This window comes from Chryseobacterium sp. HNCC26DJ239 (genome assembly GCF_057180445.1).
The window spans coordinates 1-13,905 of record NZ_JBXUGJ010000006.1; the positions used below are offsets into that span (position 1 = coordinate 1).

7 protein-coding genes are annotated in these 13,905 nt (G+C 36.3%); all 7 read right to left on the reverse strand.

Going from position 1 to position 13,905, the window contains the following annotated elements; translation table 11 throughout:
* Positions 1 to 345: 345 nt before the first annotated feature.
* Entirely contained in the window at positions 346 to 669 is a 324-nt protein-coding gene (locus tag AC2A1D_RS13580; RefSeq protein ID WP_484044419.1) for a VanZ family protein, read from the reverse strand.
* A gap of 25 nt (positions 670 to 694) precedes the next feature.
* Positions 695 to 1,072, reverse strand: coding sequence for a glycine cleavage system protein GcvH (gene gcvH / locus AC2A1D_RS13585; RefSeq protein ID WP_484044130.1), 378 nt, complete (start codon positions 1,070 to 1,072; stop codon positions 695 to 697).
* A 713-nt stretch (positions 1,073 to 1,785) separates the two neighbouring features.
* Positions 1,786 to 8,832, reverse strand: coding sequence for a T9SS outer membrane translocon Sov/SprA (gene sov / locus AC2A1D_RS13590; RefSeq protein WP_484044131.1), 7,047 nt, complete (start codon positions 8,830 to 8,832; stop codon positions 1,786 to 1,788).
* A 6-nt stretch (positions 8,833 to 8,838) separates the two neighbouring features.
* A complete protein-coding gene (gene ruvA, locus AC2A1D_RS13595; RefSeq protein WP_484044420.1) occupies positions 8,839 to 9,423 on the reverse strand; it encodes a Holliday junction branch migration protein RuvA in 585 nt (194 codons plus the stop codon).
* Positions 9,424 to 9,599: 176 nt separating this feature from the next.
* Positions 9,600 to 10,214, reverse strand: coding sequence for a hypothetical protein (locus tag AC2A1D_RS13600; protein ID WP_484044132.1), 615 nt, complete (start codon positions 10,212 to 10,214; stop codon positions 9,600 to 9,602).
* Between the two features lie 193 nt (positions 10,215 to 10,407).
* Complete coding sequence (locus tag AC2A1D_RS13605) at positions 10,408 to 12,696, reverse strand: NADP-dependent malic enzyme (protein ID WP_484044133.1); 2,289 nt, start codon at positions 12,694 to 12,696, stop codon at positions 10,408 to 10,410.
* Positions 12,697 to 13,030: 334 nt separating this feature from the next.
* Positions 13,031 to 13,882 (reverse strand): BadF/BadG/BcrA/BcrD ATPase family protein, encoded by an 852-nt coding sequence (locus AC2A1D_RS13610; RefSeq protein ID WP_484044134.1) that lies wholly within the window; start codon positions 13,880 to 13,882, stop codon positions 13,031 to 13,033.
* Positions 13,883 to 13,905: the final 23 nt, after the last annotated feature.

Consider the following 13,905-nt stretch of genomic DNA (forward strand, 5'->3'; position numbering starts at 1 on the left):
TTAATTGTTAATTGTTAATTATTAATTGTTGGGTTGGAGGGTTGGACGGTGGGTGCGTTGGTGAGTCGGAGGGTTGGAGGGTTGGAGGGTTGGAGTGCTACGTTGGGGGTTGTTGTAATATAAATCTAATTGTAGCGGTAAGAAAATAACCTATCCTTTATTACTCATTACCTATACTCATATCCTAGCCCCCATGGGAACGGCATCCTTTTGTGAGGAGCCTCGACGAAAAAAAGATAGAGCGCTGCGACTACGCTCAGCATAAATTAACAGCGGGAAACAGCTTCTAAAAAAATATAAGGGATGAGTGGTGAGTGATGGGTTATGGTGGGAAAAGGGGATGTACTAAAATAGTTTTGTGATATACTTATATATATAATAGCCAATAAGGCAGCCGATGGTATCTGCAACTAAGTCTAGGGTTTCCATGGAACGACCTAGGTGCATTTCTTCTTGTAAAATTTCTGTAAGGAAGGCGTAGATCAGGATGATCTGAATGAAATATGAGAATTTGATTTTGGGAAAAGCAGCAATGAAAAGAAAACCCAATGCCGCAAATATACTAAGGTGTAAAACCTTATCGATCCCATTGAACATAAACCAATACTCATGGTTTTCTTGTCCGGGTTTGAGGAGCATATAAGTAAGAAATGCCCAATAAATGGGCAAAATCTTACTAAATATTGTACGAAGCTTATCCAATGATAGCTTGATATTCTTCTGCAGTAAGCAATTCTGACTGATCTGCTCCTTCAGCAACTTCCAATTTGATGATCCATCCGTTTCCGTATGGGTCTGAATTTAAAAGTTCAGGTTGATCTTCAAGCTCTGCATTGAACTCGATTACTTTCCCAGCAATTGGAAGGAAAAGGTCTGATACTGTTTTTACTGCTTCTACACTTCCGAAAACGGCTTGCCCGTCAAGATCTTCGTCTACTGTATCTACATCTACATATACGATATCTCCCAACTCGCCTTGTGCGAAGTCTGTAATACCGATAGTAGCGATGTTTCCTTCAATCTTGATCCATTCGTGATCTTTGGTGTACTTTAGTTCTGCAGGTGTATTCATTTTTAATTTTTTATAGCGACAAATTTATTTAAAATTGATAAATGGTCAAAAGAAAAGTTTCATTTTTATTTAGGTTGAGACTTTGGGTAACGAGAAAGGCTTTATAATAGGCTAAGGTTTAGGGTTTAGGGTTTAGGGTTTAGGGTTTAGGGTTTAGGGTTTAGGGTTTAGGGTTTAGGGTTTAGGGTTTAGGGTTTAGGGAAGTTAAAGCTTTGGAATGTATAACCAAAAATAAAAGAAAGACTTTTTTAAAAAAAATTTCAGCACATATCAAAAAGTTGGTATGCTATAATATAAAATGCAGACACAAGAATTGAAAATGCAGATACTAAAATTGAACTTGCAAACGCTATAATATAAAATACAGACACTAAAATTGAATTTACAACCGCTATAATACAAAATGCAGATGCAGGAATTAAAAAGGCAGACGCTATAATTATAAATACGGAAGCTAAAATTGAACTTGTAACCGCTATATTATAAAACGACTATGCAATAACTGGAAATTGGGATGCTCTAAATTTTGATAGGATTTTATCCTATCCTTTGCTAAGTCGTCCCTTTGGGACTCTCTGGCATTTTGCTATTTTTTTTTAATTCAGGCTTGAGTTCCTCAATTAATTTAAAACCAAAGCTTCGAAATAAATAATTATAAAATTTAAAAGAAACAAAAATCCCTTTCAGTTTTGAAAGGGATTTTTTTAAATATTTTAGAAACCACCGGCATCTCCGAATGTAAATGTTGCCGAGATTCCGGCTCTTACGGTAGACAGCGGGAAGGCTGTTGAAATTTTGTATTTCGAAGTCATCTGTTCGTAGAATACTCTAAGATTTAAACTTTCTGATACGTTGTAATCTGCAGACAGTTTAATATTCATTAATCTTTGACCTCCGGTTACCTGAGAATCATTTAGCAAAATATTCATGATACTGGTTTGGCTGTCTCTAAGAGAAATGTCGCCTCTTATATTGAGATCTGATCCTTTATTTTTTCCTCTTGTATTGGTATTTCCTAATCTGAAGTTTTTCACAATGTATCCTAAGCGAACAACATATTCTGAATTGGCATCTTCAGTTAAAGTATGGTTTACCAAACCAAGCAACAACATTCTGTTTCTGTTGTACTGAATACCAAACTGCATATTATTTCTCATGGTAACATCTACTCCAATAAGAGGTGAGAAAGATTCTACATAACCCACTTGTGAGAATGTGAACGGATTGATGTAATCATTATTCACATCCAACCCTCCTACATTATTAAAGTAATCAATACTTGCCTGAACTCCCGTTGCTGTATATGTTGCACTATAGCTGTGAAGAAGGTCAAACTTGGTAAACTGACCGTTTATTACAGGAATATTTCTTAAACCAGACCATGTAATTTTCCAGTTCGGGATAGGTATTCCAGCTTTTGTAGGATTTCCGACTTCTTTCGGGCTTCTTCCTTCTACCGCCGCTCTGAATGCAGGAATTAACACATAAGCATTAGCAATGCTATATCCCGGTGCAAAACCATCGGCTCCAGGAGCACCTCCCAATTGCTGCGAAATCTGCATTGCATTCTGTCTTATGGCAGCATACACAGCCATTCCATCTTTAAAGGAAGTACTTGTAATATTTACCGTATTAGAATACGTTACCATATCTGTTGCAAATGTGAGGTTTGGATTGGCATTCCCAAAACCGTCTCTGTAGTTGAAACCTGTCTGTGAGAAATTTCTATTGTAGGTTTGAAGAACATTAAAATCTATCCTCAAATCATTAATCGGCATCATTTGTAAATTCATCCTCAAATCTCGTGTCGACATTCTCACGTAAGGATCAATCATATATTCAGAGTCGCTTACCCATCCATTTTCTATAACTGTTCTTCTGATATCCGCCTGTGAACCCAAAAGGAAACCAATAGTAGGACCTCCAACCGTTTGCCCTACTCCATACCAATTTGGCGCAGAGATAAGACCAGGAAGTACCGTACCATTATTTTCTGAATACGTAACATCTAATTGCTTAAACGAGGTTAAGAAAAACGCAGCACCTTGCATTACAGTAAGTCTGTTCTTAAACTTATATTTTTTGTATGCGTATCTTTTCTTTTCCCACGCTTGCGTATAAGAGTTGTTTAGAGAATCTATCTCTCTTTTTCTTTTGCCTAAAGTTTCAGTAATTCTTTTGAAATAACTGAACTGCCCAAAGAATCTCGGTAAATCTGCCGATGCATTCCCTTGAATGGTATTGGTATTCTGCCCAATTGATCCTAAACTTCCATCCGGACTTGTAAGCAATGCTGTAGATCTTGCATTCCAGTTATAGGTGAAACCGTAGCCAACCTCAGCATCGATAAATTCTAAGTATGGTAAATACTGGAACGGCAACTTATAATTCAGCTGAACTCTGTGATTGTACAAAACAGGTCTTCCTGCTCTGAATACATTTCCAAAGATGGAAGAATTATCCATTGTATTTACATCAATCTGATCATTTAAAGTTCTAGTTGCAGAGTTGATTTCCAGTTTTAATGATTTTGTAAAATTAAATCCTAAACCATATTGCCATCCAAAATAGAAGTTTCTGTTTTTGATCGCTGCGAAATCTTCTCCTAAATTCCCACTTAAAATAGCATCTACATTTCTAAACTCAAGCTCGTTATAATTTCTATCAATCTCCGTTCTGAAAGACAATCTTGTCGGAATCGGGTTGAAATTAAACTCTTTTACCCATTTCAAATATTTCGTAGATCGCGCGGTATCGCTAATCATTTTATTGAACGGCTTAATAGCCCAAGGTTTAAACTGATAATTATAATCAATATACCCTCGTAAATACTGTCTGTAATTTTTCTTGGTATAAATATCTCTGTAATGATCGTCGTTGTAAACAGCAGTTACCGAAATGTTTTCAACATCGTAAAACTTAGGTTTTTTGTCTGGGTTTACTCTTTCTTTGTGCATATTTACCACACCAATACTTCTTTGCTGTGTGTAGGTTCTTGCCACTTTCTTCAGTTCTTCACGGTTGGCCGCTTTGCTGAATTCTACATCTGTATCCAAAGGATTATACTTAGGATCTTCAATAGTTTGTGCATAAGAATAGTTCACCGGAATCTTCATCCCAGATTTTTCAGGTAAGAATTTATCTACATTTACCGCTGTATTGATGTTGAAAGCAGATTGTGTAGACTGCGTTCTTTCAGCAGGTTTAGAATCGATGTTCCCGAAACCAACTGAAGTATAAGAAGCACTTGTATTTACCGTAGCAAAATCTCCAAGGTTGAAATTTAAGCTTGCATTTCCAGCATAACCGCCGTCGTTTTCAATTTCAGAAAGACGAATTTCGTTTACCCAAAGAACTCTACCATTTGCGCCAATACCGCCTCTTTGATTATTTCTAATACCAATCATAATGGTGGTAATATTTCCTAAACTTGGGCGCCCTTTTATATAAATTGCTTTATTGTTATCTCCGAATTGAGCATCTTTTCTTCTATCTACAATTCCTGTAGGGAAGTCTTTGTCTCTCCTAATTTTAGCATCTACAAAATCCTGAATATTAAAATTCACCTCATTTTCTAATGGCCAAATTTCTAATGCTGAAGTAGCTGTATTTGCAGTATACTTTAATGAAGATTCATATTCATAATAGTTATCTGATGCATCACTACCAAAACGAATAAAGAATTTTACATTTGGATCAAGTATAGAAGTAGTAGGTAAATCTAGGTTTTGAGCACTTACAAAAAGCTGTAACTTTTTATATCTTCTCATATCAAGACTTGTATTTTTAAATACTCCTCTTGCTTCATCACTCATATTTCTCACTTTTAAATAAAGTGAAGATTCGTTTTGTCTTTGTGCACCTGCATTTCCGCTTAACACCTGTCTGTCGATTCCCGGAGGCAAAACATACGGAGGTTGGTTCAACGCATTTTCTTCAATGTTTACACTTCCTACTTCGAAGTTGTCATTCATTGTAGCAGATCCTGTAGTTCCTTCATTTGGAGAAGTTACTGTAGTACTTGCAATTTGGTTAGGATATTTTCTCCAATCTGATCGCACCAAATCCATAGTTCCGAATCTTAAAGTAGAAACGTTATCAAAACCTGTTAAAAGCATTCTTGCAAAACGAACGTTGTTCAAAATAGAAGCATCTTTATCTCCTCCTGCTCCAGTTTCGTTATATTTTGAAACCGGAATTCTGAATAAGTACCATTTCACATCGTCAGTTTGCCCATTTTGGAAAGTGGCCTGTACTGTTTTTACATCAACAATATTATTCTGACCTAAAGTTAAACTCGCTTGGTCTAAATTTACCACATATTCGTTATAACTTTCGCTTTGGTCTAAGTTGTAGTCTTTATTGATATCTTCTGCATCCGGAGTTTGAGACGCTACCTCAAGAGAGTTACTTTTCGAGTTTCCTTCCGGGTTTCTGAAATATTTATAACGCTGAACAATAGATGATGCTAAATTACCTGTAAATTTCTCAGACATATAGAATAAGAAATCATCTACCGCTGGATCTACTAAACCAGTAACAGGGTTTGTAAAAGTATTACCAAATCTTGCGGCTTCCTGATCAGAGCTTAACCCATCGTACCCTAAATCCTGCGCCGTTCTCTCGTCTCCTTCTGATGAGAAAGCATACAAAATTGCAGGTTGCTTTGGCTGAACTCCCCAGTTTGAAGAAGTGGTTGTTGAAGGAGAAGAAGGAATTGGTAATCCGTTTTCATACTGCATCAAACCATCTTTCAAAATATCTTCAGAAACATTTCCTAGTTGCAGCAACAATTTTGGCTGTCCTCCCGGTAAGCTCAATGGTTTCTTGTCTGCATAAGGATCCATCATCCAAAATTCCACATATTCGATATTCGAGTTTACGAAGTTGGAAACCGAAATCGGTCTCATAATTCCCGCCCATCTTTGCGAAGTAGTTTCGGCAGCAGGATTTACGTTGTAAGGTCCTTTTTCAGATGGATAGTAAGAAATATCGAAAGTATTTGTAAAGGTTTGTTCTCCTGCTACGAAATCTCTGTTGTTGTAAATTTCAGAATATTGCACCCTTCTCGAAGCGTGATTGGAAACCGACTGTGCTGTAATTCCGTCTGGCGCTTTTCCACCAACACCCCAGAATCTTGGGTCGATGTTGTACCACGAAAGTAAGCCTCTTCCATATCCGTTTGTGATATTATCGTTTGCTCCCGCTCCATTAAAAAGAGGATTCGACTGGTTTTTTTCCGGTTTTGAAGCCAAACTCCACGCTGTAGGTTCTTTTAAAGAAATTTTAGAAGTGGTTTGTTCAAAATCGTCTATGTAAGATTGATCGTTGGTTCCTTTATTGATTCCCGGAATAAGGTAAGCCGCTTCCATTTTAAAGTTTAAATTAGAAGGCGCTTCTGTATTAATCCCCGGAATTTTATCTGTTAATCTGGTTAAAAATGGCAGCTGATTGTTGTAAAGCATATTTACACCCGCCATTGTATTGTTTACAGCTTCTTGACCATAATTTACTTTCTGAGTAAGAGGCGATTCGGAATAATTAACGACTGTACCTCCAAAAATGAAGTTTTCGTTTACTCTTCTTTCTAAATTTAACCCTAAAAATCTTTTACGTTGTGTATTGAAGGTAAGTTGGTTTTCCAAAGAAATATTAATTGCCTGTCCCGATTGTTTCACATTTTCGTTGATAATCGTAACCGTTCCAAGCATGTAATCTACGGTATAATCTACTCCTTCAGTAAGCTGAACTCCGTTGGCAGAAACTTTCACTGAACCTTGAGGAACATTCACCGCACCTAAAGAAATACCCTGTCCTTGCGTTCCTTTGTAACGCCCTTCTAAGGTATATCTCTGTGCTAAACTATTTGCACTTGCTACCTGTTTTTGTTGGCTATAAAGGTCCGAAAATACGTACTGCGGATTATTACTTCCGAGTATTGTCTGCATGTGACTTCCGAATGGCTGAACTTTTGTGAAAATTAATTTTCCAAGCTCTGGTTTAATGGTTAATCCATCTACAAAGTCAAAAACACCGTCTCCTAAAACATTTCCGTTAGATTGTACGTCGCCGTTTAGATTCAATCTATCCCAGTTTAATAACTTCAAGAGGTTCGTATTCTCAACATTAGTATTCGGAAGGTAGTTTACCTTACCTCCTGTTTTAGGATCACGGTATAAAACATTTAAAATGAAACCATCTTTATCAATCTGCGCAGCGTCTAGAGAATAGATATTCTTCATCATCAACTGCCACATTGGTGAAGTTGTTTTTACCGTTGTATTTGGCTTCAATAATTTCGTTACCAAAACAGGGCTTTCTTCCGAGAATTCCCCAACTTTATAAACTTGGCTGCTTCCGTTTACGGTATATGAAAACGAAACTCCCAAAAGTTGCTGATCGTTTAATTTTTGATTTAATGAAATGTATCCTAACTGCGGATGATAAGTATATTCACTAGACGCTAAACGTCTTGCTTTTCTGTTAAAAATAAATTGCTCACCATCTACAAAAGCTTCTGAACCACCACTTGCATTAGGCAAAACCTGCCCATTGATGGTGTTATAAGTTTGGTCTGCATTTCTAAGCCCTGCTCCTAAACCAATTACCGAAGCGTAAAGGTTATTTTGCGTGTTATCTGGCAAACCAGAAACGCCATCACCTAAATCTCTAACCCCAACAATACTTTTTTGATAGGAAAGATTACTGTTTCCTTGGTCTAAAACCCAAACTTCAATTCTCGAAATACTAATTTTCGAGTTAATTTGTGGATAATTTTGTAATGCCAAATCGTAATTATTCAAGAAATAATGCCCAATAAAATAGTGCTGATTTTCTTCATAATCGATAGCGTTTACTTTGAAAGTATTCATTACACCACCGCCTTGTACTACGATATTTCGAGCTTCACCTTGTTGCTGAGAAAGCACAACTGTACCATAAGTTTTCCCGAGCTGAAATTCTGTCTTCACCCCGAAAAGCGACTCAGAACCACGAATCAAACTTGTGGAAAGTGGCATATTTACATTACCAAATTCTACTCTTTTAATGATTTTATCTTCGCCTCCTGCGTTGGGTTTATTTACTTCATTTAACCCTTTTTGCTGTAAATCTTTCCAAGTTCCTTTTGCCTGCCAAACCAAGTTCATTCGGTTCTCGAAAGCAAAACCACTTTGGGTGTCATAATTGGCTTTCAACTGAAGATTTTCACCTACTTTACCAATTAATCCAAGCTGAATTCGTTGGTCGATATCAAACGTAAAACTGGTTCTGTTTTGAGGCAAAATCAAAGGGTTATCAATTTTCTGATACAACCCTGCAAAATCAAAAGAAGCATACCCAGAAGGAATAATTTCAATTTTATTGCTTCCGAAAATGCTTTCAAAAAGTCTGTTATTAATTGTAAGCGAAGGGATTAAGCCCAATTTCGCCGCCGCTTCCTTATCTTTTCGGAACATTAAACTGTAGCGATTAGACTTGTCTCTGTAGTACGCTTTTGCCTGTTGCGCATCCATAAACTCTTTATAATCTTCTGGAGACATAGGAGTTGGTGGGCCTGTAACTGTATTGCCTATCTTTGGATAGACAAAATACATCCCAGTTTTAATGTCGTAATATGCGTCGTAATAGGTAGGGTCTTCTACCTCCCAGTTTTTTTTAATATCTACCCCTCCTTGCTGTGGCTGCTGCGCAAACAAACTACCTGAGATTAACAGGAGAAATAAAATTAAAAATATATTGAGAAAATTAATCTTTTTCACCAAACGTTAAATATTTTTTAAAATTTGCTTTACGAGTTCTTCCGTTGTAATGTCTGCATTTTGCTTCAAAATACGGTCTGCGATCTTCTCGCTCATCCTCTTCGGAATTCCCAAAACTTCTAATGCTGATAACGATTCTTCCTTGGTTTTATTATTTACCACATTCGAAATCTCCTCTCCTGCTGTATTGAATTTCTGTACTTTGTCTTTCAAATCTACGATGATTCTTTCGGCAGTTTTAGCACCAATTCCTTTCGCTTTTTGGATCAATGCGCTGTTGCCTGATAAAATTGCCGAAGCTATTTCTTCAAGATTCAAAGTAGACAATAAAATAAGCGCAGAAACCGCTCCCACGCCATTTACACTGATGAGAAGATTAAACATTTCCTTCTCTAAACGGGTATGAAACCCAAAAAGTAAATGTGCATCTTCACGAATAATTTGTTGGATAAATAAGAAAGACTCTTTGTTGAAAATAAGTTTTTGAGAGGTCATTAAACTTATGCCCACATAATACCCCACACCGTTTACATTAATCACGGCATAAGTTGGGCTAAGCTCCTGTACGGTTCCCTGTAAAGAAAATATCATTATCATTTTTTATAACTCCCAAATATAGTAAATTAAACTAAGTAATACTTTCATCTCACATAGGAATGATTTTAAAACTTTTGTTTATGAATTTAGAAGTTATAAGGTGAAAAAATTATCGATTTCTAAAAATAAGAAACTCCGGAAAAATTTTCCGGAGTTTCTGTTTCATATAATTAGTTGGTTTGCTGGAAAACAAAATCAACGTCTCCCGCATAATAATCAGTTCCTATATTTGTGGGGAAAATCTGTTGTGTGGCAGTGGAAGTCGCCCATCGATATTCGTTGATTACGATATTTCCGGCTGTTACAGGATAAGTAGCTGCGCTATTGTTTGTTTTTTTCCTATTATTCCAATCTGCGCTATTCATCGTAATTGCATATTTTTTTGTTTTTTCAAGATTGATTGGGCTGATTGTTTTGCTTACATCTGCATTTGCAGTGGCAACATTCACCGTTTCTGTACGTACAACAGTATTTGCAGCGACATCCCAAATGGTAATTCTTAGGTTAGCATTTATATCAGGAATATTCACCTTCAAAGATTTTATTGCTCCATTAACTTGCGGAGTAAAAACCAAACCAAATTCATAATTTCCACTGTTTACGTAGGGTGTATTTGTTTGGTTATAGCCAGTTGTACTCAGATAGCTACTCAGTATCATTTCTTCTGGATAAACTGTTGCCTGTACTTCATCATCATCGTCATTTTTACAAGATGTAATTAATGAGAATGCGGTAAGAAAAATCATTACCAATGTTGTCAGTTTTAGTGTAGTCATTGTTTTCATTGTAGTTTTGTTTTAGTAATTAATACCACAAATGTAGAGCGCCTAAAAAACAATATCATAAGTAAAAACACGGTTATCCCATCCGTAAAAACACGGTTATCAATCAATTACATAATCGAAAATAGATCTCACAATAGCCATAAAAAAACTCCGGAAAGTTTTTCCGGAGTTTCTATTTTATATGAATGAAGCATTATGCTTTTTTCTCTCTTCTTTGAGCATCCAAAACGGCAATTGTTGCCAAGTTTACGATTTCGTCTACGCTTGAGCGCATTTGTAATACGTGAACAGGTTGTTTTAGTCCCATCAAAATTGGCCCGATTACTTGCGCTACCTTCATTCCTCTAATAATTTTATACGAAAGATTCGCAGATTCTAGGTTAGGGAAAATGAATGTATTGGCTGGAGTAGTTCCTAATTTTGAGAAAGGATAATCGCTTAAATGATCAGAATTCATCGCAAAATCTGGCTGAATTTCTCCATCCACTACCATTTTCGGAAATTTCTCATGAAGAATACTTACCGCTTTTGCTACTTTCTTCGAAGTATCAGAAATTGCTGCAAAGTTTTCAAAGCCAAGCATTGCAATTCTAGGTTCGATGGCGAAAGATTTTACTGTAAATTCTGCCATTTTAGCAATATTTACCAAATCTTCAGCAGTTGGGTTTTGGTTAATTGAAGTATCTGCAAAGAAAATTGGTTTCTTTTCAGACAAAATCATCATCATTGCCGCCACTTTATCTACCCCTTTATCTTTTTCAATTACTTCTAAAATTGGTCTTAGAACAGAGGTATAATTTTTAGAGAAACCTACGATTAATCCATCGGTATCACCATGTTTCAACATCAAAGGACCGAAGTAATCTCTTTGGCGAACGTATCTTTTCGCTTTATACTCGTTCATACCTTTTCTTTGGCGAAGTTTCCAAAGTGTTTCTCTGTATTTTTTACGATTTTCTTTTTGGTCGTCGTCTGCAGGATCGATAATTGGAAGATCTAAATGAATTCCGAATTTCTCCATCTGCTCTTTAATATATTTCTTGCTACCTAACAAACTTGGATAAGCAATACCTTCTTCATAAAGAATTTGCGCCGCTTTCAATACGTTATATTCTTCAGCATTTCCTAAAGTAATTCGTTTCGGATTTGCTTTTGCACGGCTTTGCATCATTCTCACCAATTTCTCGTCTCTTCCCATTCTATCGAGAAGTTGATTTTTGTATTCTTCGAAATCAGTGATTGTTTTTCTCGCCACACCACTTTCTATTGCCGCTTTTGCAACTGCAATTGAAACTTCGGTAATCAAACGATTATCAAATGGTTTTGGAATAAAATATTCTCTACCAAACTGAAGATTTTGAAGATTGTACGCCAAAATTACTGCTTCAGGAACAGGTTCTTTAGCCAAATCGGCAATTGCATGAACTGCTGCCAATTTCATTTCTTCATTAATTCCCTTTGCCTGAACATCTAAAGCTCCACGGAAAATATAAGGGAAACCAAGTACATTGTTTACCTGATTAGGATAATCACTTCTTCCTGTCGCCATGATAACATCTTTACGTGTTTGAACAGCTAAGTTGTAAGCTATTTCTGGATCTGGATTTGCCAAAGCGAACACAATTGGATTTTCGTTCATGCTTAAAAGCATTTCTGGAGACATCACATTTCCTTTAGAAAGACCAATAAATACGTCTGAACCTTTTACCGCATCTTCTAAAGTTTCAATATCGGTTTGAGCAATGAAATCTAGTTTTTCCGGAGTAAGATTTTCTCTTTTATGGTTAATAACTCCTTTACTGTCGCACATTAACACATTTTCTCTCTTTAATCCTAAAGAAATATAAAGATTGGTACACGCAATTGCAGCAGCTCCTGCTCCATTCACAACCATTTTTACCTCATCAATTTTCTTGTTGGCAATCTGTAGAGAGTTGATTAATGCCGCCGCAGAAATAATCGCAGTTCCGTGCTGATCATCGTGCATCAAAGGAATATCCAGCTCTTCTTTAAGTCTTTGCTCAATATAAAAAGCTTCTGGCGCTTTGATATCTTCAAGGTTAATCCCTCCAAAAGTTGGTGCAATACCTTTTACAATTTCAATAAATTTATCAGGATCTTTTTCGTTGATTTCGATATCGAAAACGTTAATATCTGCAAAGATTTTAAACAAAAGACCTTTCCCTTCCATTACCGGTTTAGAAGCTTCAGCACCAATATCTCCCAATCCTAAAACCGCAGTTCCGTTAGAGATTACCGCCACAAGATTTCCTTTTCCTGTGTAATCGTAAACGGTTTCTGGCTTATCATGAATTTCCATACATGGTACGGCAACACCCGGAGAATAAGCTAAAGACAAATCTCTCTGCGAAGAATGTGGTTTTGAGGGGATAACCTCTATCTTTCCTTTCGGTTCGGCTTTATGGTAATCTAACGCGGCCTGATTAAAGTTTTTTTCGTCGCGGTGAGTTTTACTTGACATAAAATTAATTTTTGATTAAAGTAATTTCTATTAAACAGTTTAAATATATCTACATTCTTTTGTCTTAAAACAAAAGAATCAAAAATTCAAGACTGGACTTCTTCGCTAAAATTTTAAAAAAACTCCTAAAATTTCCAAAACTCGGACGGAAACGACACTTTCGCACTTCATTACTATTTTTTGCCGCCACTCAAACAATGGAAATTTTTTAACGTAGTTTTCTTCAAATTTCTTAACGCTCAGAACTCCTAAGTCATTTTAAAAATTGCTCTCTTGAATTTTAGAAATATATTTAAATTGTCTTTATATATATAACTATTTTTGTAAGATTTAATTATAAAATGTATTGAATATGGTAATTCACAAGGCTTTCGATGGGTTTTTGTACAACGTGCCCAACATGTAATCCTAATTCCTGAGCTGCAGAACGCAAAATCTCTTCATAATAATAGGCTATAGAACCTATAAAATTGATTTCACAATTCTTCGCTTCCTCATACGGCAAAACTTGATAGTCGAAGAAATTTTTCATCTCTTCTAAAATCATGTTTTTAAAATAAGGATGCTCTTTTCTTTCGGCTACAAATTTGTTGAAATTTGCTAGATACGCATTCGGTCTAGAGTTGTGATACATATTCTTCAGCGCTACATCTATGGTTAGATGATAAGTATCTTCAAACTGTTGATGAAGATCTTGCGGAAGTTTCTGCATAAAAAACCTTCTTACAACTTGCTTACCAATGGCGCTACCACTTCCTTCATCGCCAATTAGAAATCCTAAAGACGGAAGTTTTATCGTAAGATTTTCACCATCAAAATAGCAAGAGTTTGAACCTGTTCCTAAAATACATACAATTGCGGGAACACCTCTATATGCAGCATACGCTGCTGCGGTAAGGTCTTCCTTTGCTACAACTTCAGCTTTGTTGAAATATTTTCCCAGCTCACGCTCTATCGTCGCGCAGTTTTCAGGCACGCCACAGCCAGAGCCGTAGAAAAAAATTTTTGTGATTGAATTTCTGACTGAAGCCAGATGTAAGTTTTTTTCAATTTCAGGAACGATGAGTTCAGCTGCGATATTATTCGGGTTGAAGCCAATCGTTTCGGTTTTCATAAAGACCTGTTTAAAGTCGTCTAAAATAACCCAGTCACACTTGGTAGAACCCCCATCAACTATAGCAACCATATATTACATTTTCGTTTAAAGGT